Source organism: Bradyrhizobium sp. CSA207, from assembly GCF_029051685.1.
Classification (GTDB): domain Bacteria; phylum Pseudomonadota; class Alphaproteobacteria; order Rhizobiales; family Xanthobacteraceae; genus Bradyrhizobium.
In genome coordinates, this window is record NZ_JAACFT010000008.1 from 203,577 (window position 1) to 228,823 (window position 25,247).

Consider the following 25,247-nt stretch of genomic DNA (forward strand, 5'->3'; position numbering starts at 1 on the left):
AGCGCGTTCCGAACACGAGCGATTTGCAACTGCCGTCTTAAGGCGAAATTCACTCTGGCCAAAAGCACCGCGCAGACGCCGGGTTTCCCGGGCTGAATTAACTCTACCGAAAGAGCTCGGCTCTCATGGTCATCGCGTCAATAGCGCCGATGAGGCGACCCCACCCCAGATGGAGTTTAGTTCATGAACAACCTGATCGCGCGTTTCGTGAAGGATGAGTCCGGCGCCACCGCCATCGAATACGGCCTGATCGCCGCCGGCATCGCGCTGGCCATCATCACCGTCGTCAACAATCTCGGCAGCACGCTGAACACCAAGTTCGGCTCGATCAGCACGTCGCTGAAGTAAGCGACGGACGCACGACGGCAAAAGCCCCGGACCTCCGGGGCCTTTGTGTTTTCGGACACGGCGAGTTCCAGTGGCGTTGCGTAAGTACAGAACCGATGCCGCATTTGCGGCAAGCCAGGCGGACACGGCGCGGACCGACTCGCCGACATATTGGGTCTGCCTTGCGCTGCTGCTTGCGATGGTCGCGCTCGCCGCACGCATTGCCAGCCTCTGGTGAGAGCGCCCTCGGCGGGCTCCGCCCCCAGGGCTGCTGTCGCCATTGTCGGTTTGTTTAGCACTGCCCACTAGCATTGCTAGCGACGCCCCGATCCGGCGACAAACCCAGGCCTCAAGACGCAGCCCATGATCCTCGACCTTGCGCGCCTTCTGCTGTTTCCGGCCCTGATGGCATTTGCCGCCGCGAGCGACCTCTTCACGATGACCATCTCGAACCGCGTGTCGCTGGCGCTCGGCGCGGGCTTCTTCGCACTCGCCATTGCCGGTGGCATGGCACCTTACGACATACTGAGCCATGTCGGCGCCGGCGCGCTTGTCCTGGTCGTGGCCTTCACCTGCTTTGCTATGGGCTGGGTCGGCGGCGGCGACGCGAAGGTCGCGGCCTCCGTCGCACTCTGGTTCGGCTTCGCGCAATTGATGAACTTCCTGCTCTACGCCTCGCTGTTCGGCGGAGCGCTGACGCTGCTCCTGCTCCAGTTCCGGCAATGGCCGCTGCCCTACGGGCTCGCGGGCCAGGCCTGGCTCGCCCGGCTGCACGCCAAGGAGAGCGGCATTCCCTACGGCATTGCGCTCGCGCTGAGCGCGCTGATGGTCTACCCGGAGACCGAATGGGTGAAAGCGATCGACCTCGCTCACCTCGCGCTGCGCTGAACGCACCGGGATCAACCCGGCGTTAAGGCGATTTAGATACGCCTCATTAACCATGCTTTGACGAATAGCTGGTCAACTGCCGATTACGGCGGCGGAAGCGTCGCGGCGTTTAGTTGGAAAGTGAGCGTATGAATAGGGCACGCATTGTCGTCCTGACGGTCGCCATCTGCGCCGGCGGTGTCGCCGCGTACCTGGCGAGCGGCTCGGACAATTCTGCGCCGCCTCCGGCGGCGCCGGTCGCGCAGCTTCCGACCGTCGACGTGCTGGTGGCCAAGAACGACATCGGCCTCGGTCAGACCGTCAAGCCGGAAGACGTGCAATGGCAGACCTGGCCGTCAGCAACCGCCAGCTCCACTTTCATCCGTCGCAACGAGCGTCCCGAGGGCGTGACCCAGGTCACGGGCTCGATCGCGCGCGCCCCCTTCATTCAGGGTGAGCCGATCCGCGACCAGAAGCTGGTCAAGGCCGAGGGCTCCGGCTTCATGGCCGCGATCCTTCCGAGCGGAATGCGTGCCATCTCCACCGAAATCTCTCCCGAGACCGGCGCCGGCGGCTTCATCCTGCCCAACGATCGCGTCGACGTGCTCCTGACCCGACGCCTCAAGAATCCAGACCAGAGCTCCGGTGCCCCGGACATCGTCACGTCCGAGATCATCCTCGTCAATATCCGCGTGCTGGCCATCGACCAGGCGCCGAAGGAGAAGGACGGTCAGAACTCGGTGGTCGGCAAGACCGTCACCCTCGAACTCAATCCCCAGCAGACCTCGACCCTTTCCGCCGCCCGCCAGAGCGGCACACTGTCACTGGCGTTGCGCAGCATTGCCGATGTCAAGATGAGCGACAACGCGCTGGACGAGACGCAAAAGCAGCGCGGAGACGGCATCTCGGTCATTCGCTACGGCGTCCCCAGCCAGACGGCGAAGGCACGATGAGGGCAGTCGATATGAAACGTGGGGCAAAATCGTCGACGATGCGAACCTCCCTGGTCCGCAGCCTGTCGTTTTCGGCCACTCTCGCGCTGACTCTCAATCCGGCGCTGGTGCCGGTCATCGCCGCCGACTACCGCCCCGTGGCCCCGGTCGCGGCCGACGGCCAGATGAACGCGCGCTTCCTCTCGCTCGGCGTCGGGAAGTCGATCGTGATCGACCTGCCGCGCGACATCAAGGACGTGCTCGTCGCCGATCCCAAGATCGCCAATGCGGTGGTCCGCTCGGCACAGCGCGCCTACATCATCGGCGCCTCGGTCGGCCAGACCAACATCGTGTTCTTCGATTCCGCCGGTCAGCAGATCGCGGCCTATGATATCGCGGTCAAGCGCGATCTCAACGGCGTGCGGGCTGCACTGAAGCAGGTCCTGCCCAATTCCGACATCCAGATCGACGGCCTCGGCGACGGCGTCGTCCTGACCGGCTCGGCGGCGAACCCGCTTGAAGCGCAGCAGGCCAACGATCTCGCCGCGCGGCTCGCCGGCGGCGCCGACAAGGTGGTGAACTCGATCGTGGTCCGCGGCCGCGACCAGGTCATGCTGAAGGTGACGGTCGCCGAAGTCGCGCGCAGCATCATCAAGCAACTCGGCATCGACCTCTCCGCGAACCTCAACTACGGCACGTCGGTGGTGAGCTTCAACAACTCCAACCCGTTTACAGCCCTTGGCAAGAACCTCGTCGACGGCAACAATCTGACCACGAAGTTCGGCGCGGCCCCGTCGGTGCAGGCGACGCTCCGGGCGATGGAATCCGCCGGCGTGATCCGCACGCTGGCCGAGCCGAACCTGACCGCGATCTCTGGCGAGTCGGCGACCTTCATCGCCGGCGGTGAATTCCCGGTGCCGGCAGGCTATGCGTGCGATCCCACCACGCATGTCTGTACCACTCAGATCAGCTTCAAGAAGTTCGGCATCTCGCTCAACTTCACCCCCGTGGTGCTGAGCGAAGGCAAGATCAGCCTGCGGGTGATGACGGAAGTGTCCGAATTGTCCAACGAAAACTCGATCACGCTGTCGCAGGCGGTGACGTCGAGCTCGGTGAACTCGCTGACCGTGCCCTCGATCAAGACCCGCCGCGCGGAAACTTCGCTGGAGATTCCGTCCGGCGGCGCGATGGCGATGGCCGGGCTGATCCAGGAGCAGACCAAGCAGGCCGTCAACGGATTGCCCGGCATGATGCAGCTTCCGATCCTCGGCACGCTGTTCCGCAGCCGCGACTTCGTCAACAACACGACCGAGTTGGTCGTGATCGTCACGCCCTACGTCGTACGCGCGGTGGCGCAGAAGGATCTGTCGCGTCCGGATGACGGCTTTGCGGCGCCCGCGGACCCGCAGGCCGGTCTGCTCGGCAACATCAACCGCCTCTACGGCGTGCCGGGCCGGACCGAACCGGGCCGGAATTACCGCGGCACCTACGGCTTCATCACCGATTGAGGCGGAACGGGGACTTCGTTATGACCACAAGACCACCCCAGATTCGCAAACGCGCCATCGGTTTCGGTGGCGCGCTCGTCGGTATCGCCCTCGCGCTCGGCGGTTGCCAGCACGACGAGGTCGCTACCGCCTCCATTCCTGACGACTACAAGCAGCGCCACCCGATCGCGATCGAGGAGCAGAACCGCTCGATCGTCGTCTTCGTCGGACATGCCCGCGGCGGGTTGACTGCCGCCCAGCGCGCCGACGTGATGGGCGTGGCGTCGACCTGGCTGCACGAAGGCACCGGCGCCATCCATATCGACGTACCGTCGGGCACGCCCAACGCGCGTCCGGTGGCGGATACCATGCGTGAGATCCAGGCGATGCTGGCGGCGGCTGGCGTTCCGCCGCGCGGCATCACGGTTCGCCCTTATCAGCCGGAAGACAAGCGCTTCCTGCCGCCGATCCGGCTCACCTATTCCAAGATCGCCGCGGTTGCAGGCCCCTGCGGGCTGTGGCCGGAGGACATCGGTCCCTCGATCAAGAACAAGAGCTGGTTCGAGAACAAGCAATATTACAATTTCGGCTGCGCCTATCAGCGCAATCTTGCGGCGATGGTCGACAATCCCTCGGACCTCGAGCAACCGCGGTCTGAAGCACCTTCCTACCAGGCGCGTCGCACCACCGCGTTCGAGAAGTATCGCAAGGGAACTCCGACGGCGATCAGCTATCCCGAGGCCGACAAGGCCAAACTCAGCGACACCGGCAAATGATCAGCTACGCTCGCCAGACTCAAGAAGAGCAGCCGGAAACCCCGCTTCCGCCGGCCGAAGAGCACATCGCGCCCGCGCCGCGCGTCTCGGTCCAGGCGTTCTGCGAAACCGTGGAGACCGCCGCCGCCGTGCAGTCGGCCGGCGAGGATCGCCGTCTCGGCAAGGCCCATTTGAAGATCCAGATGGGCGGTATGGCGGCTGCCATCGAAGCCTATCGCTCGGCGCCCACGCCGAACGTGATCGTGCTCGAGAGCGACGGACGCAACGACCTCCTGACCGGCCTCGACCACCTTGCCACCGTCTGCGACGCCGGTACCCGCGTGGTCGTGATCGGCCGCATCAACGACGTCACGCTCTACCGCGAGCTGGTCCGTCGCGGCGTCAGCGACTACGTGCTCGGGCCGGTCGGCGCCATCGATGTCGTGCGCTCGATCTGCAACCTGTTCTCCGCGCCGGAAGCCAAAGCGGTCGGACGCATCATCGCCGTCGTCGGCGCCAAGGGCGGAGTTGGTTCCTCCACCGTGTCCCACAACGTCGCCTGGGCAATCGCGCGCGACCTTGCGATGGACGCGGTGGTCGCCGATCTCGACCTAGCCTTCGGCACCGCCGGGCTCGACTACAATCAGGATCCGCCGCAAGGCATTGCGGACGCCGTGTTCTCGCCCGACCGCGTCGATACCGCCTTCATCGACCGCCTGCTGTCGAAGTGCACCGACCACCTCAGCCTCCTGGCGGCGCCGGCGACGCTCGACCGGGTCTATGATTTCGGCACCGACGCCTTCGACTCCGTGTTCGACACGCTGCGCGCGACCATGCCCTGCATCGTGCTCGACATTCCCCACCAGTGGTCCGGCTGGACCAAGCGCGCCCTGATCGGGGCGGACGATATCCTGATCGTGGCGGCGCCTGATCTGGCCAACCTGCGCAACACCAAGAACCTGTTCGATCTCCTGAAGGCCTCGCGCCCCAACGACCGGCCGCCGCTCTACTGCCTGAACCAGGTCGGTGTGCCGAAGCGGCCGGAGATCGCTGCAGCCGAGTTTGCCAAGGCGATCGAGAGCCAGCCGGTCGTCTCGATTCCGTTCGAGCCGCAAATATTCGGTTCGGCGGCCAATAACGGTCAGATGATCGCGGAGATCTCCGCCAATCACAAATCGATCGAGATGTTTCTTCAGATCGCGCAGCGCCTGACCGGCCGTAGCGAAACCAAGAAGCAAAAGTCGTCCTTCCTTTCACCCCTGATTGAGAAGTTGCGGGGAAAATAAGCCGCCGCAAGGAGTTGTTAAGTGTTCGGTAAGCGTAGCGGAACAGACACCGACCCTCGGGCCCCGAAGCCCGGCGCCGCGTCGCCAGAGCCTTCCCCGGCTCCGGCGCCCGCAGTGTCGCGCGCGCCGCACCCGCCGGCCGTTGCCTCGCCGCCGCTCGCCCCCGCCAGGCCCGCGCCGGCCATGGAGAGCCGCCGCTCGGACAATTACTACGAGGTCAAGGCGACCATCTTCGGCGCGCTGATCGAGGCCATCGACCTCGCCCAGCTCGCCAAGCTGGATTCCGAGTCGGCGCGCGAGGAAATCCGCGACATCGTCAACGAGATCATCGCGATCAAGAATATCGTGATGTCGATCGCCGAGCAGGAAGAGCTGCTCGACGACATCTGCAACGACGTTCTCGGCTACGGCCCGCTCGAGCCGCTGTTGTCGCGCGACGACATCGCCGACATCATGGTCAACGGCGCCAACACCGTCTATATCGAGGTCGCCGGCAAGATTCAGCGTACGGGCATCCGCTTCCGCGACAACCAGCAGCTCCTCAACATCTGCCAGCGCATCGTCAGCCAGGTCGGCCGGCGCGTCGACGAATCCTCTCCGATCTGCGACGCCCGCCTCGCCGACGGCTCCCGCGTCAACGCCATCGTGCCGCCGCTGTCGATCGACGGGCCGACGCTCACCATCCGCAAATTCAAGAAGGACAAGCTGACGCTGGATCAGCTGGTCAAGTTCGGCGCAATCTCGCCGGAAGGCGCGGAAATCCTGCAGATCATCGGCCGCGTCCGCTGCAACGTGCTGATCTCCGGCGGTACCGGCTCGGGCAAGACCACTCTGCTCAACTGTCTGACCAACTACATCGAGCACGACGAGCGCGTCATCACCTGCGAGGACGCGGCCGAACTGCAGCTGCAGCAGCCCCACGTGGTGCGGCTCGAAACCCGCCCGCCCAACATTGAAGGCGAAGGCCAGGTCACCATGCGCGAGCTGGTGCGCAACTGCCTGCGTATGCGTCCTGAACGCATCATCGTCGGCGAAGTCCGCGGCCCCGAGGCGTTCGACCTGCTGCAGGCCATGAACACCGGCCACGATGGCTCGATGGGGACGCTGCACGCCAACAACCCGCGCGAGGCGCTGTCGCGCTGCGAATCCATGATCACGATGGGCGGCTTTTCGCTGCCTTCGCGGACCATCCGCGAGATGATCTGCGCCTCGATCGACGTCATCGTCCAGGCCGCGCGCCTGCGCGACGGTTCGCGCCGCATCACCCACATCACCGAGGTGATGGGAATGGAGGGCGACACCATCATCACCCAGGACATCTTCCTCTACGACATGATCGGCGAGGACGCCAACGGCAAGATCATCGGCCGGCATCGCTCGACCGGCATCGGCCGCCCGAAGTTCTGGGAACGCGCCCGCTATTACGGCGACGAGAAGCGCCTTGCCGCCGCGCTCGACGCGGCGGAAGTGGCGCCGAAGACATGAGCAGGTCAGCACGATCATGAACATGCAGGTCCTCGCTCTCGCCTTCCTCGCCACCGCCGCCGTCGGCGGCATCGGCTGGGTCTTCCTTTATCCGTTGCTGTCCGGCGAGCGAAAGGCGGAAAGCCGCCGCGCCTCGATCGCGCGTGCCGACGCGCCCGCAGCCAAGCAGACCGAAAAGACCCAGCGATCGCGCCGTGAGCAGGTCGAGACGTCGCTCAAGGATCTCGAGGCGCGGCGCCAGCAGGAAAAAAGCGTTCCGCTCAGCGTCCGCCTGTCGCAGGCAGGACTCGACTGGACGCCGCAGAAATTCTGGATCGTATCCGCCGTCGTGGCGGGCGCGCTGTTCGCTGCCGCCCTGTTCGTCGGGGGCGGCCTGCTCGGCGCCGGGGGCCTCGCCTTTGCCGGCGGGTTCGGCCTGCCGCGGTGGGCGCTCGGCTTCCTGAAGAAGCGTCGCGAAAACAAATTCCTGAAAGCACTGCCCGACGCGGTCGACGTGATCGTCCGCGGCATCAAGGCGGGACTGCCGCTGTTCGAATCGATCAAGGTCGTCGCTGCCGATTCGCCGGAACCGCTGCGCAGCGAATTCCTCGCGATCATCGAGACCCAGGCGATCGGCATGCCGCTCGGCGAGGCCTGCTCGCGGCTCTATGACCGCATGCCGCTGCCGGAAGCCAACTTCTTCGGCATCGTCATCTCGATCCAGCAGAAGTCCGGCGGCAACCTCTCCGAAGCCCTCGGCAACCTCTCCAAGGTGCTGCGCGACCGCAAGAAGATGAAGGAAAAGATCCAGGCGATGTCGATGGAAGCCAAGGCATCGGCCGGCATCATCGGATCGCTGCCGCCGATCGTGATGTTCCTCGTCTATCTCTCGACGCCACAATACATCTCGCTGCTGTGGACCCATCCCACCGGCCAGCTCATGCTGGTCGGCTGCGTCGTCTGGATGTCGATCGGCATCATGGTGATGAAGAAGATGATCAACTTCGATTTCTGACGGTGCCGTATGGTCGAATTCCTCGTCTCGAAACTGCATGACGTCCGCTTCATGACTATGATGCTGGCGGCCATCGCCGCCAGCGCCACCGTCTATACGCTGGTGATGCCGCTGTTCGCCGGCGAAGGCCTCTCCAAGCGCATGAAGGCGGTGGCGAGCGAGCGCGAACGCATCCGGCAGCGCGAGCGCGAACGCCTCAACAGGAACGAGAAGGTGTCGCTGCGCCAGACGCCGAAGCAACTCGTTTCTCGCGTCGTCGAGGACTTCAACCTTACCAAATGGCTCGCGCAGGAAGCCGCGCGCGACAAGCTCATCATGGCAGGCTATCGCGGGCAGGCGCCTTACGTCACCTTTCTGTTTGCCCGCATGGTGGCGCCGCTAGTTCTGTTCGTCGGCTCTACCATGTACGTATTCCTGATCGCGCATCTGGAGCAGTCGCTGCCGATCAAGATCGGCATCTGCGTTGGCGCGGCCTATCTCGGCCTCCAGGCGCCGATGCTGTTCCTCAAGAACGCGATCTCCAAGCGTCAACTCTCGATCAAGCGCGCTTTCCCCGATGCGCTCGACCTGCTTCTGATCTGCATCGAATCCGGCATGTCGGTCGAAATGGCGTTCAGGAAAGTCGCCACCGAGATCGTCGGCCAGTCGATCGCACTGTCGGAGGAGTTCACGCTGACGACGGCCGAGCTGTCTTATTTGCAGGACCGCAAGGTTGCTTACGAGAATCTGGCGCGGCGCACCGGGCTCGAAGGCGTCAAATCGGTGTGTCTGGCGCTTCAGCAGGCCGAGCGCTACGGCACGCCGCTCGGCCATTCCTTGCGCGTCATGGCTCAGGAGAACCGCGACATGCGCATGAACGAAGCCGAAAAAAAGGCCGCTGCGCTGCCGCCTAAGCTGACGGTGCCGATGATCCTGTTCTTCCTGCCAGTGTTGTTCGTCGTCATTCTCGGACCGACCGGCATCAAGATCTCCGAACTGCACTGACGCAAGGCGGACCGCACGCGGTCCGCGCGCGACTTCAAGATTGCAAGATCAGGTCTGATCACTCGGGCTGGCTGAGCGAGGCGACCGGCGTCCGCTTCGCTGCGCCCCGCGGGGCATCGCTGCGGCTCAGCATGTCCTTGAGATATGCGACATTGGCCGCGGCCTGATCCGGCGGCAGGTCCGCCTTCACAATAGTCTCGGCTTCGGCGAAGCGGCCCTGGAGGCCGACGACAAGGCCGAGATTCTGCCGCACCCGGCCGCTGGCACGCGGCGAGGCATAAGCCTGCCGCAGCACCTCTTCGGCCTTCGGCAGGTCCTTCGACAGCATGTAGGACAGGCCGAGATTGGAGAGCACGCCAGGATCATCCGGAGCGATCTTCAGCGCGCTCGCATAGTAGGAGCGCGCCTCGGCGTGACGGCCCATCTGGTCGAGTGCAGTGCCCTGCACCGAGAGCAGGCGCCAGTCCGGATTGTCGGGCGAATGCGCCTTCGACAGCACGTCGAAGGCCTGCTGGAAATTGCCATTGTCAGCGAGCGCACGGCCGTATTGGGCGAGCAGCGCCTTGTTGCCGGGATTGGCGATGGTCGCCTGCTCCAGCACCGCAGCGGCCTGGGCGCGCTGACCGTTTGCGCGCAGCGCCTGGCCATAGGCAAGCGCGGCATCGGCGTCTTTGGGATTGGCACGATAGCGCTCGCCATAGGCTTCAATGGCACGCGCAGGATCTGTGGGGGCGGCTTCTGCACGCGACCCGACCGAGCCGGTGACGTCGGAGAGCTTCGACATGGCCGTGCAGCCGCCGAGGCCGACCGCCACCGCCGCGACCAGCGAGGTGGACGTAAGAAGCCGGGCAAGACTGAACCGTTGACGCATGACGCTTTGACTCTCGAGCCAATTGATCGAGCCGAACGCGTCAGCAATAGACTGTTAACCCTAACGGCCGGTTAATGCCCGGCCGCCCCTCGCCTTCACGGCGGCGTTTGCGGCGGCATCTCGCCGCCGAGGCCCAGGCGCTAGTAAAGCCCTGCGGCCGCGCGCGCGAACGTCAGTTCTCAGCTGAGACACGAGCTCCTCCCAAGATGGTTTCGCCGGTCCGGTCAATATTCGATCGCGAGGCGCTTGCGGATTTCGTCGATGCGCTTGTCGAGCGCATCAAACCGCGCGTGGACCGAACGGTCGTGCAGATAGAAGACGTAGCCGCCGGCGAGGAACGCGAAGATCCAATGGTGATGTTCGACATAGCCAAAAACCGCCTCGACGGCCTGGCCCATGAATGTGACCACGCTCCACACAACGTCCATCGCGACTTCCTCCCGGCACGCTTCGTCTGCGGTCGCCGGCGATCTCTGCGCACCTGGCCACCATTGTCGGAACCTAGCATGTCCCCTCCCTCGCGAGTAGCGCTCGACGGGTGATCGCGAACCCGATTGCTGGCGCGGCAAAACTCTGCGAAGTATCCTCCGACCGAATGACCCGCTGATCTGACGTTCCGGACCCGCCAATGCCTTCTGTCTTCGAGACCTCGTCCACCGCCATCCCGATCACCTTCGTCACCAAGTCGAGCTGGGACACGGTCCGCGAGGCACTGCCGCCATCGCAGCGCCAGTTCGCGACGGCCAGCGCCTTTGCCGCCAAGCCTGGCGGCTACCTTGCGCTGCCCGCGCCCGACGGCGCGATCGCGCAGATCTTGTTCGGTATCGAGGATGACAGCGCCAGATCGCGCGACCTGTTCCGGCCGGGCGCTCTGCCGGGCCTGTTGCCGCCGGGCACCTATCGCTTTGCCAATGCACCGCACGATGCACGACTGGCTGCGCTCGCCTTTGCGCTCGGCAGCTACCGCTTCGCCCGGTACCGGAAGGCAGACCGCCCAGAGGTCCGGCTGGTGCCGCCGGACGGCGTCGATGCAGCCGAGGTTAGCCGCGTGGCGGATGCCGCGATGCTCGCACGCGACCTCATCAACACGCCGGCGAACGACATGGGCCCGGAGCAGCTGGCCGCGGCTGCGCAGGCACTCGCCGGCGAATTCGGCGCAAGCTTTGCCTGCATCGTCGGTGAAGACTTGAAGGCGCAGAATTTTCCGTTGATCCATGCCGTCGGCATGGCCTCGGACCGCGCGCCGCGGCTGATCGACATCAGCTGGGGCGATCCCTCCCATCCCAAGGTGACGCTGGTCGGCAAGGGCGTCTGCTTCGACACCGGCGGGCTGGACCTCAAGCCGTCCAGCGGCATGCTGATCATGAAGAAGGACATGGGCGGCGCCGCCAACGTCTTGGCGCTCGCGCGCATGGTGATGAATGCGAAGCTGAAGGTCCGGCTGCGCGTGCTGATCCCGGCGGTGGAGAATGCTGTTTCCAGCAACGCCTTCCGTCCGCTCGACATCTTCACCTCGCGCAAGGGCATCACCGTCGAGATCGGCAACACCGACGCGGAGGGCCGCCTCGTGCTCGCCGACGCGCTAGCGCTGGCGGACGAGGAGCAGCCGGACCTGCTGATCGATCTGGGCACGCTGACGGGCGCCGCTCGCGTCGCGCTGGGGCCGGATTTGCCGCCCTTTTACACCAACGATGAGACACTTGCCGCCGACGTGGCGCGCTGCGCGGCGAAGGAGAACGATCCGTTGTGGCGCATGCCGCTATGGCCGGCCTACGATGCGTGGCTCGACTCCAAGACGGCCACCATCACCAACGCACCGTCCGGCGGCTTTGCCGGCTCGATCACCTGCGCGCTGTTCCTGCAGCGCTTTGTCGAGCAGGCCAAGAGCTGGCTGCATGTCGATATCTATGGCTGGACGCCATCGGCAAAACCGGCACGTCCCGAGGGCGGCGAATGTCAGGCCGCGCGCGCACTCTACACATTGCTGAGCGAGCGCTATGCATGATCCGCGGCTGACGCCGGCGCGGGGCGACCTCGCCGCGAAATATCTCGAAGGCAAAGTGCAGGCTGATCGCTTCGTCACCGGCGAGGAATTCGAAGTGGTCGAGCCGATTGCGCCAGTGCGCGAGCAGCCGTCCTCGAACGCGATGCTGATGACGCAGGCGCTACGCGGCGAACGCGTCACGGTCTACGATCGCAACGGCGAAGGCTGGGCCTGGGGCCAGCTAGGCGGCGACGGCTATGTCGGCTGGCTGCCCGACGCAGGCCTGGCGCGGCCCTCGACAGCGCCGACGCACTTGGTGACCGCGCTTCGAACGTTCGCCTTCCCCGGTCCCTCGATCAAGCTGCCGCCGGCCGACACGCTGGTGCTGGGATCGAAACTCGCGGTGGCGCGCGAAGACGGCAGTTTCGCCGTGACGCGCGAGGGAACATATCTTCCGAAGGCGCATCTCGCATTGCTCGATTATCGCGAGCCGGATTTCGTCGCGGTCGCCGAGCGCTTCGTCGGCACGCCCTATCTTTGGGGCGGCAAGAGCAGTTTCGGCATCGATTGCTCGGGCCTGGTGCAGGTCTCGCTGACGGCGGCAGGCATCGGCTGCCCGCGCGACAGCGACATGCAGCAGGCGGGTCTCGGCCTCGCGCTCGAACCGCACGAGAGGGGCAAGCTGCAGCGCGGCGATTTGATCTTTTGGAAGGGCCACGTCGCGATCGTCCGCGATGGCAGCACCATGGTTCACGCCAATGCGCATCACATGGCGACGGTGATCGAGCCGACCGAGCCGGCAATCGCGCGGATCAGGCAGGCCGGCAGCGAGATCGTTGCGATCAAGCGGCTCTAGCCGGGATTACGTCGTCGCCGACCCATTTCCCGCCGTTTCCAGCCGGAACGCCGCCGCAAACAGCGCGCGCGTGTAATCCGTCTTCGGGGCCTTGAACAGCTCGGCGGCCTGGCCCTCCTCGACCACCTTGCCACCCCGCATCACGATCAGGTGGCTGGCAAGCGAAGCGACGACGCGCAAATCGTGCGAGATGAACATGTAGGTCAGGTCGCGCTTGCGCTGGAGCTCGCGCAGGAGGTCGACCATCTGCGCCTGGATCAGCATGTCGAGCGCGCTGGTCGGCTCATCCAGCACGACGAAATCCGGCTCCAGCACCACCGCGCGCGCGATCGAAATGCGCTGGCGCTGGCCGCCGGAGAACTCGTGCGGATAGCGATAACGGGTGTCCGGCTTCAGCCCAACATCTTCGATCGCCTTGACGACGCGTGCCTCGCGCTCCTCGCGCGACAGCTTGGGCTGATGTACGGACAGACCCTCGGCGATGATATCGGCGACCGACATGCGCGGGCTGAGCGAGCCGAACGGATCCTGGAATACGATCTGCATGTCACGCCGGAATGGGCGCATCTCCTCGAAGCGCAGGCCCTGGATGTCCTTTCCCAGAAACACGATCCGTCCGTTCGAGGAAATCAGCCGCAGCAGCGCTAGCCCCAGCGTGGTCTTGCCTGAGCCGGATTCGCCGACGACGCCGAGCGTCTCGCCCTTGCGTACGACAACGCTGACGCCGTCGACCGCCTTGATGTGGCCGACCGTCTTGCGCATCAGCCCGCGCTTGATCGGAAACCACACCTTGAGATCATCGGCCGACATCACCACCGGCGCACTCGGCTGCGGTGGCGCCGGATCGGGCTTCGGCTCCGCCGCGAGCAGATCGCGCGTATAGGGATGCTTCGGACCGGTGAAGACCTGCTCGACCGGCCCCTGCTCGACGATCTCGCCGCCTTTCATGACGCAGACGGTGTCGGCGATGCGGCGCACGATGCCGAGGTCGTGAGTGATGAACAGCAGGCTCATGCCAAGCCGGGCGCGGATTTCCGCAAGCAGCGTCAGGATCTGCGCCTGCACGGTGACGTCGAGCGCGGTGGTCGGCTCGTCCGCGATCAACAGATCCGGCTCGTTGGCGAGCGCCATCGCGATCATCACGCGCTGGCGCTGGCCGCCGGAAAGCTGGTGCGGATAGCTTTTGAGCCGCGTTTCGGGCTCGGGGATGCCAACCTGTGTCAGCAGTTCCAGCGTCCGTTCGCGCGCTTGCGCGTTGCTGGTCGGATTGTGCAGCTGGATGATCTCGCCGATCTGCGCCTCGATCGTGTGCAGCGGGTTGAGCGAGGTCATCGGCTCCTGGAAGATGATGGAGATGTCGCTGCCGCGAACCTCCCGCATCTGCTGCTCGGACTGATCGATCAGCTCGCGCCCCTTGAAGCGGATGCTCCCCGAGGGATGCGAGGCGCTCGGATAGGGCAGCAGCTTCAGAATCGAGAGCGCGCTGACGGATTTGCCGGATCCGGACTCGCCGACCAGCGCCAGGCATTCGCCGCGCTTGATCTGAAACGAGACCTTGTCGACCGCGAGCGTCGTGCCGCCGCCCTGGTGGAAGGCCACCGAGAGGTCGCTCACTGCAAGCAGAGGCTGGTTGATGGCGTCCATCTTCTACCTGAACGTCTTGCGCGGATCGAAGGCGTCGCGCACGGCTTCGCCGGTGAAGATGAGTAGCGACAGCATGATCGCGACCGAGAAGAAGCCGGAGAAACCGAGCCACGGCGCCTGCACGTTCGACTTGCCCTGCGACAGCAACTCGCCGAGCGAGGGCGAGCCGGGCGGCAGGCCGAAGCCAAGGAAGTCCAGTGCTGTCAGCGTCATGACCGAACTCGACACGATGAACGGCAGGAACGTCATCGTCGCGACCATCGCGTTCGGCAGCAGATGCCTGAACATGATCACGGCGTTCGACACGCCGAGCGCCCGCGCCGCCTGGATGTACTCGAAATTGCGCCCGCGTAAGAATTCCGCGCGTACGAGCCCGACCAGCGACACCCAGGAAAACAAGAGCAGGATGCCGAGAAGCACGAAGAAGCCGGGCACCAGCACCGACGACAGGATCAGCAGCAGATAGAGCGAGGGGATCGCGGTCCAGATCTCGATGAAGCGCTGGAATATGAGATCGACCCGGCCGCCGAAATAGCCCTGCACCGCGCCGGCCGCGATGCCGATGACGGAGGAGATGATGGTCAGGCAGAGGCCGAACAGCACCGAGATGCGGAAACCGTAGATCAGGCGCGCCACCACGTCGCGCCCCTGGTCATCGGTGCCGAGCCAATTGTATTCGAGATCGCGGCAGCTCTTGAGGCCCTTCTTCTCGACGACGGGCTTGCACTGCGCCTCCGTCAACATCCAGGTCGGCGGCGACGGTGCGGGCGTCGGCAGATCGAGATTATGGGTGTCGTAAGAGTAGCGGATCAGGGGCCAGACGATGCTGCCGCCCTTGTCCCTGATCAGCTTCTGCAAATAGGGATCGCGATAGTCGGCCGCGGTCTCGAAGTCGCCGCCGAACGTCGTTTCCGAGTAGGTGATGAAGGCGGGCCAGTAGAGATGCGCGTCATATTTGATCAGGAACGGCCGGTCATTGGCGATCAGCTCGGCAAACAGCGACATCACGAACAGCATCATGAAGAGCCAGAACGACCAGTAGCCGCGCCGGTTCGCCTTGAAATTCTCCCAGCGCCGCCGGTTGAGCGGCGACGGTGCGAACGGCTTATGCGTGATCGGCACGACTTGGCCGAGCGGCGACTTCATGGTGGTTTCGATCGGGGTCGGGGCGGTTAGCGTCATCAGACCTCCCGCGCCTCGAAATCGATCCGCGGGTCGATCCACATATAGGTCAAATCCGAGATCAGATTGACCACGAGGCCGACGAGCGAAAAGATGAAGAGAGTACCGAACACCACGGGGTAGTCACGGTTGAGCACGCTCTCAAAACTGAGCAGTCCCAGCCCGTCCAGCGAGAAGATGGTCTCGATCAGAAGCGAGCCCGAGAAGAAGGCGTGAATGAAGGTGCTGGGAAAGCCCGCGATGACGATCAGCATCGCGTTGCGGAAGACGTGCCCATAGAGCACCCGGCCCTCGCTACAGCCCTTGGCGCGCGCGGTCATCACGTATTGCTTGCGGATTTCGTCCAGAAACGAGTTCTTGGTCAGGAACGTCATGGTGGTGAACGCGCCGAGCCCCATCGCGATCAGCGGCAGCGTCAAATGCCAGAAGTAGTCGATGATCTTCCAGTACCAGGGAAACTGCGACCAGCCGTCTGACGTCAGCCCGCGCAGCGGAAACCAGTTGAAGAACGAGCCCCCGGCAAACAGGATGATCAGGAGGATCGCGAACAGGAAGCCGGGAATCGCATAGCCGAGCACGAGCACGCTCGACGTCCAGGTGTCGAAACGCGTGCCGTCCTTCACCGCCTTTCGGATTCCGAGCGGAATCGAGATCAGGTAGGTCAGGAGCGTCAGCCAGATGCCGAGCGAGATCGAGACCGGCAGCTTTTCCTTGACGAGCTGGAGTACGCTGACGTCGCGAAAATAGCTCTTGCCGAAATCGAAGCGGGCGAAATTCCAGACCATCAGCGCGAAGCGCTCCGGCGCCGGCTTGTCGAACCCGAACTGCACCTCCAGCTTCTTGATGAAGTCGGGGTCGAGGCCCTGCGCGCCGCGGTATTTCGAGTTGATGGCATCGCCGGCACCGAGTTGCCCCGGCGCGCGCTGCGCGAAATCGCCGCCTCCCGAAATGCGCGAGCTGCCGCCGGTATCGGCGCCGGAGAGCTGCGCGATTACGCGCTCAACCGGGCCGCCGGGCGCGAATTGCACCACGATGAAGGAGACGAAGAGTATCCCGAGCAGGGTCGGGATCATCAGGAGGATGCGGCGGGCGATATAGGCGCTCATGGACTATTTCGCCTGCTCGAGCTTGGCGGCCTTGGCGCGGTCGTACCACCAGATATCGGGAGCGCCGACGCCGTTGGCATAACGTGGCAGCTTCTCCGGATGACTGAACTGATCCCAATAAGCGAGCCGATGGGTCTTGTTATACCATTGTGGCACCCAGTAGCGGCCGGCACGGAACAGACGGTCGAAGGCACGGCAGGCGATGGTCAATTCCTCGCGGCTGTCGGCCGCCATGATCTTCTCGATCATGGCGTCGATGGCCGGGCTGGCGATACCCGCGAGATTGTATGAGCCCTTGGTTGCCGCGACCTGCGAAGAGAAGAACGAGCGCATCGCATCGCCGGGCGTCGCCGACATGCTGAAGCGCTGGATCGTCATGTCGAAATCGAACTCTTCCTGGCGCGCCCTGTATTGCACGGCATCGACGAGCCGCACGCTCGCTTCGATACCGAGCGTCGCCAGGTTCTTGATATAGGGCGCATGGTGCGGCTGGAACGAAGGCTCGTCCAACAGGAACTCGATCCTGAACACCTCGCCGTTCGGCAGTGTCCGCTTGCCGTCCTTGATGGGCACGCCAGCCTCGCTCAGCAGCTGCTGCGCCTTGCGCAAAAGGCTGCGGTCCTGCCCGGAGCCGTCCGATACCGGGGGCGCAAACGGCGCGGCGAATACTTCGTCAGGCACCTGACCGCGATATGGCTCCAGCAACTTCAGCTCTTCCGGCGACGGAGGTCCGTCGCTCGCCATGAGGTCCGAGTTCTGGAACGGCGACACGGTACGGGCGTAAGCGCCGTACATGATGGTCTTGTTGGTCCACTCAAAATCGAAGGCATTGATCAAGGCCTCCCGCACGCGCGGATCCTTGAACTTGTCGCGCCGCGTGTTGATGAACCAGCCTTGCGCACCGGAGGGCGTGAGGTCGGGCACGACCTCGAGCTTGACCCGGCCATCCTTCACCGCAGGAAAGTCATAGCGCGTCGCCCAGATGCGGGAGGTGAACTCCTCGCGATAGAGGTAATTTTTGCCGGTGAAGCCCTCGAACGCGACATCGCGGTCTCGGTAAAATTCATAGCGCACGACGTCGAAATTGTAGCTGCCGCGGCAAGGCGGAAGATCGGCTGCCCACCAGTCTTTCACGCGCTCGTATTCGATGTAGCGATTGACCTCGAATTTTCCGACCTTGTACGGACCCGAGCCTAACGGAATCTCCAGAGATGTTTCATCGAAGGTTCGAGATGCATAATACGATTTCGAAAAGATCGGCAGGCCGGCGACATAGAGCGGGACGTCGCGAGCCCGCCCTTTGGCGAAGGTGACGACCAGTGTCGCATCGTCGATAGCTTCTGCGCTGACCATGTCACGCATCTGCACGATGATCAGCGGATGGCCTTTGCTCTTGAGCGCCGTTAGCGAAAACGCAGCGTCAAGCGCGGTGAGCTTGGTGCCGTCGTGGAATTTCGCCTCGGGTCGCATCGTGAAGCGATAGATCAGCCTGTCGGGCGATATCTGCACGGACTTGGCGGCAAGCCCGTACATCCCGTCCGGCTCGTCATTGGCTCGTACCATCAGCGCCGCAAAGGTCATGTCCATGCCCTGCGCGCCATCCCCCTTCAGGATGAAGGCGTTGAGCGAGTTGAAGGTCTGGTAGGACTGGTTGTATGCGCGCACCGATGGGATCAGCGAGAACGAGCCACCCTTCGGCGCGTCGAGATTGACGTAGTCGAAATGATGGAAGTCGGCGGGATATTTTAGATCGCCGAACGCCGAGATGCCGTGCATTTCGGCCGGCAGTTCCGACGCTACCGCGCCGCGCAAGCAGGACGCGCTCACGGCGCCGATGCCGAGGCCGAGCACGTGCCGGCGTGAGGGCTGCGCCATGCGAACAATGTCCTTCACGATTTCTTCGCGATCCGCGCCGCCTTGTCCGCGTCGTACCACCAGATGAACGGGAAGCCGGACTGGCCGTATTTGGGCAATTCCGACGGCCGTCCGAAGCGATCCCAGCGGGCGGTGCGTACTTTCGGATAATTCCACTGCGGCACGACGTAGTTATTCCAGAGCAGCACGCGGTCCAGCGCCTTGGTGGCGGCGATGAGATCGTCGCGGTCGGTGGCATAGATGACCCGCTCGATCAGCTTGTCGACGGCGGGGTTCTTGATGCCGGCAACGTTGCGCGAACCGGCCATGTCGGCGGACTTGGAGCCCCAGAACTCGCGCTGCTCGTTGCCCGGAGACTGCGACTCGCCCCAGGAGTTGGTGATGATGTCGAAATCCCAGTCGCGAAGCCGGTTCTCGTATTGCGTCGGATCGACCGTCCGCACGCTGACCGCAATGCCGAGGCGCTCGAGCGATGGCTTGTAGAACAGCACGATCCGCTCGAAGCTCGGATCCGAGCTCAAGAGTTCGAAGGCAAGCTGGGTCCCGGTCTTGACGTCGATCAGCTTGCGATCGCGCACCTCGTAGCCGGCCTCCTTCAGCAAGCGCAGCGCCTCGCGCAGATTGTCACGCACGGCTTCCGGGCTGCCTCCGACCGGGTTGGTGTAAGCCGTTGTGAAGACCTCGGGCGGCACGTCCGCGCGCACTGTTTCGAGGATTTCGAGTTCCTTGCCCTGCGGCAGGCCGGTCGCCATCAATTCGTCGATGCCGTCGAAATAGCTGCTGATGCGCTTGTACTGGCCGAAAAAGATCTGCTTGTTCATTTCCTCGAAGTCGAACGCGTAGTTGAGCGCACGACGCAGGCGCGGATCCCTGAATTTGGCGCGGCGCAGGTTCGGCACGAAGGCCTGCATGACGCCCGAGCTGCGGTTGGCGAACTCTTCCAGGATCACGCGCTTCTCGGCCACGGCGGGGAAATCGTAGGCGGTCGCCCAGCTCTTGGCGCTGTTCTCAGTGCGCCAGTCGACCTGGTCGGCCTTGAATGCCTCGATCGCGACGGTGGCGTCCCGGAAGTATTCGTAGCGCAGCTCGTCGAAATTGTTGCGTCCGACATTGGCGGCGAAGTCACGCCCCCAATAGTCCTTCACGCGCTCAAGGCCGATGGTGCGGCCGGCAACGAACTCCTTGATCCGGTAGGGACCCGAGCCCAGCGGTATCTCCAGCGTGGTGGCGGAGACGTCGCGCTTGCGCCCTTGTGCGTCGGTACCCTCCCACCAGTGCTTCGGCAGGATGGTGAGCTGTCCTACGATCTGCGGCAGTTCGCGATTGCCAGGCGCGTCGAACACGAACTTGACGTCACGGTCGCCGACCTTCTCGGCCCTGACCACATGGCTGTAATAGGCCGAGTACATCGGGTGGTGCTTCTTGAAGGCGTCGAGCGAGAAGATGACGTCGTCGACGGTGACCGGCTTGCCGTCATGCCATTTGGCCTCGGCGCGCAGGCGATAGGTCACGAAGGAGAAATCGTCGGGATGGCTCACGGCCTCCGCGAGCGCGCCATACTCGGTCGAGACTTCGTCCAGCGAGGCCGTCAACAGGGATTCGTAGATGAAGGCGACGGCCCCGGCGATCGCGCCCTTCACGCCGGCGACGACGATGTTGAAATTGTCGAACGTGCCGACGGCGATCTGGCGCGCTGCACCGCCCTTGGGGGCTTCCGGATTGACATAGTCGAACCGCGTGAAGCCGGCGGGATATTTGACGTTCCCGAACAGCGACAGCGCGTGTCGCCAGGGCAACTCGCCTGCGGCCTGCGCCTCGGCCGTACCAATCAACGGAACGCCTATCCCGGAACCGAGGGCGGGAAGTGCGGCGGCAGCAGTGCCGGTGAGCAAGAGGTCGCGTCGGGTGATGGCCAAATCAACATCCCTGTCTTGAAGGAGGTTACCCCTTTAAGTGCTCAATATAGGCGAGGTTTCGACGGAACACGTTGCTTTTTCCTCATCTTGGAGGCCCCGCTCCAGCCTTCGCTGCGGCCAAACGCCCCGATACCGACACCGCGAGGCCCGGATACGCAAGCGGCCAGGCTTTTCAGCCTGGCCGCAGAAATGCAGAAATAGTGAGCAGGCCGAAAGGTCCTACTTGGACGCGGTCGGCAGCGGCTGAGGATGATCCGACAGTGAATTCAGGTAGGCAATGACGTCGGCGCGTTCGGAATCCTTCGGGATACCGGCGAAGCCCATCGCGGTGCCCGGGATGAAGCCCTTCGGATTGGCGATGAACTTGTTCAGGTCGTCGAATGTCCACGTGCCGCCCTTGCCTTTCATGGCGGCTGAGAAGTTGAAGCCGTTACGGCCCTGCCCCCTCGCCTCGCCGACGACGCCGAAGAGATTCGGACCGACGCGATTCGGGCCGCCCTTCTCGAATGTGTGGCAGGCGCCGCACTTCTTGGCGGCCGCAGCGCCCTTTTCGACGGAGGCGGTCTGAAGCAGCTTTTCAATCGGCTCGGAGGGAGCAGCAGCAGCGCCGCCTTCCTTGCCGTGACCGGCGTCCTCCTTCACGGCGATCTCGAAGCCCGGCTTTTCCGGTATCCTCGGCGAAAACAGCGCCTGGGCGGTGAAGCTCGTCACCAGCAGAAAAAGACAGGTGCCGAGCACGGCACCGAGGATCTTGTTGAGTTCGAAAGAGTCCATTTCCGGCCAGGCCCCACACCGCAAGAAGGATCAAGCGGCCAAGCGGCCGCCAGGACGCGCCTCGGGAGAATCAAACGTTCCTTATTGTTTCCCCGAGTTTTGCCATTGAGATATCGGTTTGCCCGTGGTCTGGCAACCCGTATAAGCGAGCCGGCTTTCGCCTCATTCCCATCCCATTTCTCGACGCGGAAAACGCTCCATTTCCAGGCCTTTGAACCGATGACCGATCCCCGCATCCTGGTGCTGATCCCGGCTCGCATGGCGGCCACCCGCCTGCCCGGCAAGCCGCTTGCCGATATTGCGGGCCTGCCGATGATCGTGCACGTGCTGCGCCGGGCCGAGGCCGCCAGAATCGGCCGGGTTGCGGTTGCAACCGATACGGCGGAGATCGCCTCGGTCGTGACCGCCCATGGCGGCGAGGCCGTGATGACCCGCACCGAGCACCCATCGGGCTCGGACCGCATCCACGAAGCGATGCAGAAGCTCGATCCCGCAGGCGAGGCCGAGATCGTGGTCAATCTCCAGGGCGATTTTCCGACCATCACGACCGGCAACATCCGCGATGTGCTGCCGCCTCTGGACGATCCGGCCGTCGACATCGCCACGCTGGCCTCGCAGATCCATACCGAGGAGGAGGACCTTGCCCCGAGCGTCGTGAAGGCGGTGGGAACCTCGCTCGGCGGCAGGCGCATGCGCGCGCTTTATTTCACCCGCGCCACGGCGCCGACCGGCGACGGACCGCGCTACCATCATATCGGCCTCTACGCCTACCGCCGCGCGGCCCTGGAGCGGTTCGTCTCGCTGCCGCCGTCGCCGCTGGAATTGCAGGAGAGCCTGGAGCAGCTGCGCGCGCTTGAGGCCGGCATGCGGATCGACTTTACCATCGTCGATACCGTACCCCGCGGCGTCGATACGCCGGCGGACCTTGAGACCGCCCGCAGCATCCTTTCCAAATCCTGAGCTGCTGTTACAAGGCCGACCATGAGCAAGATGAAGATCGCATTCCAGGGCGAGCCCGGGGCCAATTCCCACATCGCCATCGCCGAGGCCTATCCCGACGCCGAGCCGATGCCCTGCGCCACCTTCGAGGACGCGCTGTCGGCGATCTCGTCGGGCGAGGCCGATCTTGGCATGATCCCGATCGAAAATTCGGTCGCAGGCCGCGTCGCCGACATCCATCACCTGCTCCCCGCCTCCGGCCTCTTCATCATCGGCGAATGGTTTCTGCCGGTCCGCCATCAATTGATGGCGGTGAAGGGGACCAAGCTTGAGGACATCAAGAGCGTCGAGAGCCATGTGCATGCGCTCGGCCAGTGCCGGCGCATCATTCGCAAGCTCGGCATCAAGCCGATCGTGCACGCCGACACCGCCGGCAGCGCCCGCGACATCTCCGAGCGCAAGGACAAGACGGTCGCCGCGATAGCCTCGCGTCTGGCCGCAAAAATCTATGGACTTGACATCCTCGCCGAGGACATCGAGGACGAGGCCCACAACACCACGCGCTTCGTGGTGCTGGCGCGGGAGCCGAAATGGGCCGCGCAAGGCTTGGGCCCGCTGGTCACGACTTTTGTATTCAGGGTGCGCAATTTGCCTGCCGCGCTCTACAAGGCGCTCGGCGGCTTTGCCACCAACGGCGTCAACATGACCAAGCTCGAGAGCTACATGGTCGACGGCAATTTCTTCGCCACGCAGTTTTACGCCGACGTCGACGGTCATCCCGAGGACAAGGGCCTGGCGTTTGCGATCGAAGAGCTGAAGTTCTTCTCGCGCGAATTCCGTATCGTCGGCGTGTATCCGGGACATCCGTTCCGCGCGACGTTCAACGAAACGCAGCAGGACTAGTCTCGTGTCCCGGACGCGCGAAGCGCGAGCCGGGACCCAGGAGCCAAGATGGGCCCCCGCTCAGCAGCGCACCGCGGAAGGGAGCTGCGCCGCGTCCGGGGCACGAGAGCGATTATGCCGGCTTCGCCAGCCCGAACGCCTCCGCCAGCAGTGAATACGACTTCTTGCGCGCGTCGTGGTCGTAGACAGCGGTGATCACCATCAGCTCGTCGGGCTTGCTGGCATGGATCAGCGGCTGGAGCTTCTGCTGTACCGTGGCAGGCGAGCCGACGAACAGGCGCGAGCGGTTGCGCAGGGTCGAGGTGCGCTCGGCATCCGTATAGGGATAAGCCAGCGCTTCCTCGACGCTCGGCAGCGGCAGGTACTGGCCGCGGTCGCGGCGTAGGCGGTTGAGGTCGAACGAGGCGGCGAGTTTTTCAGCCTCGTCATCAGTGTCAGCCGTGATGACGGCGACGGCGAGGATCGCCTGCGGGCTCGCGCGCCACGCCGAGGGCTGGAAACGATTGCGGTAATGCACCATCGCATCGATCGCGTCGTGGGACGCAAAATGATGGGCGAAGGCGAAGCCCATGCCGACTTGCGCAGCCAATTCCGAGGAATAATCGCTGGAGCCGAGCAGCCAGACCGGCGGCAAGGGTGTGTCGTCGGGCATCGCGACGACGTTGTTGTAGGGATGGCCCGATGGGAATTCGCGGGTCTGCCACAGGATCAGTTCGTGCAGCCGCTCCAGGAAATCGTCGCCTTCGCGGCGGTCGAGCCGGCTGCGAAGCGCGTAAGCAGTGGCACCGTCGGTGCCGGGGGCGCGGCCGAGGCCGCAGGGCTGGCGTGTGCTGGCCGCGAGGCGGGTGCGCTAACACCGCCGCCGCCATTGGGACAGAAGCATAAAGCCTCAATTGATTTTCATGCTGCCCAACATCTATTTTATTCAGAAGTTCTCCAGATAACACACTCAATAGCCTGAAATACATAATTAATCTCATAATTCGCGCATCCCACAAGGACGCTCGACTTCCGCCGAATTGACAGCTTTATCTCGCAATAGTGGGCTATTTCCCACCATCGATGGGCTGTCAGGCCATTCGCCTTTGCCCTATCTTAGCCCTGCCAAGCTGGACCTGAACGACGGCCGCCAAAAAGACCCTGGAGTGAGTGGTGCCATGACCGATTTGACGACGCCTGCCCAAGCCGACGGGCACCTCGCCGGGAAACGGCCGGCGATCTCCTTCGAGTTCTTTCCGCCCAAGACCGAGGAGATGGAACGTAATCTCTGGGACACCATCAACCGGCTGGCGCCGCTCGAGCCGAATTTCGTCTCGGTGACCTATGGCGCCGGCGGCTCGACCCGCGAGCGCACCCATTCGACCATCTCTCGCATCCTGAAGGAAACCGCGCTCTTGCCAGCCGCGCATCTCACCTGCGTCGGGGCTTCGCGCGGCGAGATCGACGAGATCGTCGACCGCTATCACGAGGTCGGCGTCCGCCACATCGTCGGCCTGCGCGGCGATCCGCCAGGCGGCATCGGCACGGCCTACGCCGCCCATCCCGATGGCTATCAGGGCTCGGCCGATCTCGTCGCGGGGATCAAGAAGCGGCACGCTGATATCGAGGTTTCGGTTTCAGCCTACCCCGAGAAGCATCCCGAGGCCCGCGACTTCGACGCCGATATCGACACGCTGAAGGCCAAGGTCGACGCCGGCGCGACCCGCGCCATCACGCAGGTGTTCTTCGATAACGACCTCTACTTCCGTTATCTCGACCGCGTTCGTAGCCGCGGCATCAACATTCCGATCGTGCCGGGCATCATGCCCATGCACAATTTCAAGCAGGCGAGAGCCTTCGTCACCCGCGCAGGCACCAGCGTGCCGGACTGGCTCGCGGAGAAGTTCGACGGCCTCGACGACGATCCCGACACACGCAAGCTGGTCGCGGCCACTGTTGCCGCCGGCCAGGTGCACAAGCTGGCGAAGCACGGCGTCGATACCTTCCATTTCTACACCATGAACCGCGCCGACCTCGTGTTCGCGATCAGCCATTTGCTCGGCATTCGCGCCAAGAGCGCCCAGAAAGCTGCGTAAGACAA

At 64.0% G+C, this 25,247-nt stretch carries 23 protein-coding genes and 1 pseudogene; 15 read left to right on the forward strand and 9 right to left on the reverse strand.

The annotated features are described in order from the left end of the window. The first annotated feature begins 183 nt into the window (after window positions 1-183). The 10 genes from GWG65_RS11645 (at window position 184) to GWG65_RS11690 (ending at window position 9,117) form a co-directional block, all read left to right on the forward strand. Window positions 184-348, forward strand: coding sequence for a Flp family type IVb pilin (locus GWG65_RS11645; protein ID WP_275195713.1), 165 nt, complete (start codon window positions 184-186; stop codon window positions 346-348). A gap of 76 nt (window positions 349-424) precedes the next feature. Beyond that, complete coding sequence (locus tag GWG65_RS11650; protein ID WP_275195750.1) at window positions 425-565, forward strand: hypothetical protein; 141 nt, start codon at window positions 425-427, stop codon at window positions 563-565. A 125-nt stretch (window positions 566-690) separates the two neighbouring features. Further along, window positions 691-1,215, forward strand: a complete 525-nt coding sequence (locus GWG65_RS11655) for a prepilin peptidase (RefSeq protein ID WP_275195714.1) — start codon at window positions 691-693, stop codon at window positions 1,213-1,215. Between the two features lie 128 nt (window positions 1,216-1,343). After that, a complete protein-coding gene (cpaB, locus tag GWG65_RS11660; RefSeq protein ID WP_275195715.1) occupies window positions 1,344-2,147 on the forward strand; it encodes a Flp pilus assembly protein CpaB in 804 nt (267 codons plus the stop codon). Then, a complete protein-coding gene (locus GWG65_RS11665; protein WP_275195716.1) occupies window positions 2,144-3,634 on the forward strand; it encodes a type II and III secretion system protein family protein in 1,491 nt (496 codons plus the stop codon). Before cpaB ends, GWG65_RS11665 begins: the two co-directional genes overlap by 4 nt. Before the next feature lie 20 nt (window positions 3,635-3,654). Next, window positions 3,655-4,389: a CpaD family pilus assembly protein gene (locus GWG65_RS11670; protein ID WP_275195717.1), complete on the forward strand. Its 735-nt coding sequence runs from the start codon at window positions 3,655-3,657 to the stop codon at window positions 4,387-4,389. Beyond that, entirely contained in the window at window positions 4,386-5,654 is a 1,269-nt protein-coding gene (locus GWG65_RS11675) for an AAA family ATPase (RefSeq protein ID WP_275195718.1), read from the forward strand. Before GWG65_RS11670 ends, GWG65_RS11675 begins: the two co-directional genes overlap by 4 nt. A gap of 21 nt (window positions 5,655-5,675) precedes the next feature. Further along, complete coding sequence (locus tag GWG65_RS11680; RefSeq protein ID WP_275195719.1) at window positions 5,676-7,139, forward strand: CpaF family protein; 1,464 nt, start codon at window positions 5,676-5,678, stop codon at window positions 7,137-7,139. Window positions 7,140-7,155: 16 nt separating this feature from the next. After that, window positions 7,156-8,133: a type II secretion system F family protein gene (locus GWG65_RS11685; RefSeq protein WP_275195720.1), complete on the forward strand. Its 978-nt coding sequence runs from the start codon at window positions 7,156-7,158 to the stop codon at window positions 8,131-8,133. Window positions 8,134-8,142: 9 nt separating this feature from the next. Then, entirely contained in the window at window positions 8,143-9,117 is a 975-nt protein-coding gene (locus GWG65_RS11690) for a type II secretion system F family protein (RefSeq protein WP_275195721.1), read from the forward strand. 58 nt (window positions 9,118-9,175) lie between these two features. On the opposite strand, the gene GWG65_RS11695 is transcribed toward GWG65_RS11690, so the two are convergent. Continuing rightward, window positions 9,176-9,988: a tetratricopeptide repeat protein gene (locus GWG65_RS11695; protein ID WP_275195722.1), complete on the reverse strand. Its 813-nt coding sequence runs from the start codon at window positions 9,986-9,988 to the stop codon at window positions 9,176-9,178. A 224-nt stretch (window positions 9,989-10,212) separates the two neighbouring features. Further along, entirely contained in the window at window positions 10,213-10,416 is a 204-nt protein-coding gene (locus GWG65_RS11700) for a hypothetical protein (protein ID WP_275195723.1), read from the reverse strand. 200 nt (window positions 10,417-10,616) lie between these two features. Between GWG65_RS11700 and GWG65_RS11705 the strand changes: the two genes are divergently transcribed. Further along, window positions 10,617-11,993: a leucyl aminopeptidase family protein gene (locus GWG65_RS11705; RefSeq protein ID WP_275195724.1), complete on the forward strand. Its 1,377-nt coding sequence runs from the start codon at window positions 10,617-10,619 to the stop codon at window positions 11,991-11,993. Beyond that, complete coding sequence (locus GWG65_RS11710) at window positions 11,986-12,828, forward strand: NlpC/P60 family protein (protein ID WP_275195725.1); 843 nt, start codon at window positions 11,986-11,988, stop codon at window positions 12,826-12,828. Before GWG65_RS11705 ends, GWG65_RS11710 begins: the two co-directional genes overlap by 8 nt. A 6-nt stretch (window positions 12,829-12,834) precedes the next feature. On the opposite strand, the gene GWG65_RS11715 is transcribed toward GWG65_RS11710, so the two are convergent. The 6 genes from GWG65_RS11715 to GWG65_RS11740 form a co-directional block, all read right to left on the reverse strand. Beyond that, complete coding sequence (locus GWG65_RS11715; RefSeq protein ID WP_275195726.1) at window positions 12,835-14,472, reverse strand: ABC transporter ATP-binding protein; 1,638 nt, start codon at window positions 14,470-14,472, stop codon at window positions 12,835-12,837. 3 nt (window positions 14,473-14,475) lie between these two features. Continuing rightward, a complete protein-coding gene (locus GWG65_RS11720; protein ID WP_275195727.1) occupies window positions 14,476-15,654 on the reverse strand; it encodes an ABC transporter permease in 1,179 nt (392 codons plus the stop codon). Further along, window positions 15,654-16,760 carry a microcin C ABC transporter permease YejB gene (locus tag GWG65_RS11725; RefSeq protein WP_275195728.1) on the reverse strand — a complete coding sequence of 369 codons (1,107 nt, stop codon included), beginning with the start codon at window positions 16,758-16,760 and terminating at the stop codon, window positions 15,654-15,656. Before GWG65_RS11725 ends, GWG65_RS11720 begins: the two co-directional genes overlap by 1 nt. 3 nt (window positions 16,761-16,763) lie before the next feature. After that, the gene (locus GWG65_RS11730) at window positions 16,764-18,635 is read right to left on the reverse strand and encodes an extracellular solute-binding protein (protein WP_275195729.1); all 1,872 of its coding nucleotides are present in this window, start codon (window positions 18,633-18,635) and stop codon (window positions 16,764-16,766) included. A 14-nt stretch (window positions 18,636-18,649) separates the two neighbouring features. Further along, window positions 18,650-20,551: an extracellular solute-binding protein gene (locus tag GWG65_RS11735; protein ID WP_275195730.1), complete on the reverse strand. Its 1,902-nt coding sequence runs from the start codon at window positions 20,549-20,551 to the stop codon at window positions 18,650-18,652. 219 nt (window positions 20,552-20,770) lie between these two features. Further along, window positions 20,771-21,325, reverse strand: coding sequence for a cytochrome c family protein (locus GWG65_RS11740; protein ID WP_275195731.1), 555 nt, complete (start codon window positions 21,323-21,325; stop codon window positions 20,771-20,773). 219 nt (window positions 21,326-21,544) lie between these two features. Here GWG65_RS11740 and GWG65_RS11745 point away from each other — a divergent pair, with 219 nt between their 5' ends. Both GWG65_RS11745 and GWG65_RS11750 read left to right on the forward strand, forming a co-directional pair. Further along, window positions 21,545-22,285: a 3-deoxy-manno-octulosonate cytidylyltransferase gene (locus GWG65_RS11745; RefSeq protein ID WP_275195732.1), complete on the forward strand. Its 741-nt coding sequence runs from the start codon at window positions 21,545-21,547 to the stop codon at window positions 22,283-22,285. Between the two features lie 21 nt (window positions 22,286-22,306). Then, complete coding sequence (locus GWG65_RS11750; protein WP_275195733.1) at window positions 22,307-23,167, forward strand: prephenate dehydratase; 861 nt, start codon at window positions 22,307-22,309, stop codon at window positions 23,165-23,167. Between the two features lie 112 nt (window positions 23,168-23,279). On the opposite strand, the pseudogene GWG65_RS11755 reads toward GWG65_RS11750, so the two are convergent. Beyond that, window positions 23,280-23,981 (reverse strand): annotated as a pseudogene (locus tag GWG65_RS11755) (MsnO8 family LLM class oxidoreductase); the annotation flags it as partial. A gap of 343 nt (window positions 23,982-24,324) precedes the next feature. Between GWG65_RS11755 and metF the strand changes: the two are divergent. Next, window positions 24,325-25,242, forward strand: a complete 918-nt coding sequence (metF, locus tag GWG65_RS11760) for a methylenetetrahydrofolate reductase [NAD(P)H] (RefSeq protein ID WP_275195734.1) — start codon at window positions 24,325-24,327, stop codon at window positions 25,240-25,242. Window positions 25,243-25,247: the final 5 nt, after the last annotated feature.

Coding starts and splice junctions, on each gene's coding strand:
- GWG65_RS11645 (WP_275195713.1), top strand. CDS start 184: ATGAACAACCTGATCGCGCGTTTCGTGAAGGATGAGTCCGGCGCCACC.
- GWG65_RS11655 (WP_275195714.1), top strand. CDS start 691: ATGATCCTCGACCTTGCGCGCCTTCTGCTGTTTCCGGCCCTGATGGCA.
- cpaB (WP_275195715.1), top strand. CDS start 1,344: ATGAATAGGGCACGCATTGTCGTCCTGACGGTCGCCATCTGCGCCGGC.
- GWG65_RS11665 (WP_275195716.1), top strand. CDS start 2,144: ATGAGGGCAGTCGATATGAAACGTGGGGCAAAATCGTCGACGATGCGA.
- GWG65_RS11670 (WP_275195717.1), top strand. CDS start 3,655: ATGACCACAAGACCACCCCAGATTCGCAAACGCGCCATCGGTTTCGGT.
- GWG65_RS11675 (WP_275195718.1), top strand. CDS start 4,386: ATGATCAGCTACGCTCGCCAGACTCAAGAAGAGCAGCCGGAAACCCCG.
- GWG65_RS11685 (WP_275195720.1), top strand. CDS start 7,156: ATGAACATGCAGGTCCTCGCTCTCGCCTTCCTCGCCACCGCCGCCGTC.
- GWG65_RS11690 (WP_275195721.1), top strand. CDS start 8,143: ATGGTCGAATTCCTCGTCTCGAAACTGCATGACGTCCGCTTCATGACT.
- GWG65_RS11695 (WP_275195722.1), bottom strand. CDS start 9,988: ATGCGTCAACGGTTCAGTCTTGCCCGGCTTCTTACGTCCACCTCGCTG.
- GWG65_RS11700 (WP_275195723.1), bottom strand. CDS start 10,416: ATGGACGTTGTGTGGAGCGTGGTCACATTCATGGGCCAGGCCGTCGAG.
- GWG65_RS11705 (WP_275195724.1), top strand. CDS start 10,617: ATGCCTTCTGTCTTCGAGACCTCGTCCACCGCCATCCCGATCACCTTC.
- GWG65_RS11710 (WP_275195725.1), top strand. CDS start 11,986: ATGCATGATCCGCGGCTGACGCCGGCGCGGGGCGACCTCGCCGCGAAA.
- GWG65_RS11715 (WP_275195726.1), bottom strand. CDS start 14,472: ATGGACGCCATCAACCAGCCTCTGCTTGCAGTGAGCGACCTCTCGGTG.
- GWG65_RS11720 (WP_275195727.1), bottom strand. CDS start 15,654: ATGACGCTAACCGCCCCGACCCCGATCGAAACCACCATGAAGTCGCCG.
- GWG65_RS11725 (WP_275195728.1), bottom strand. CDS start 16,760: ATGAGCGCCTATATCGCCCGCCGCATCCTCCTGATGATCCCGACCCTG.
- GWG65_RS11730 (WP_275195729.1), bottom strand. CDS start 18,635: ATGGCGCAGCCCTCACGCCGGCACGTGCTCGGCCTCGGCATCGGCGCC.
- GWG65_RS11740 (WP_275195731.1), bottom strand. CDS start 21,325: ATGGACTCTTTCGAACTCAACAAGATCCTCGGTGCCGTGCTCGGCACC.
- GWG65_RS11745 (WP_275195732.1), top strand. CDS start 21,545: ATGACCGATCCCCGCATCCTGGTGCTGATCCCGGCTCGCATGGCGGCC.
- GWG65_RS11750 (WP_275195733.1), top strand. CDS start 22,307: ATGAGCAAGATGAAGATCGCATTCCAGGGCGAGCCCGGGGCCAATTCC.
- metF (WP_275195734.1), top strand. CDS start 24,325: ATGACCGATTTGACGACGCCTGCCCAAGCCGACGGGCACCTCGCCGGG.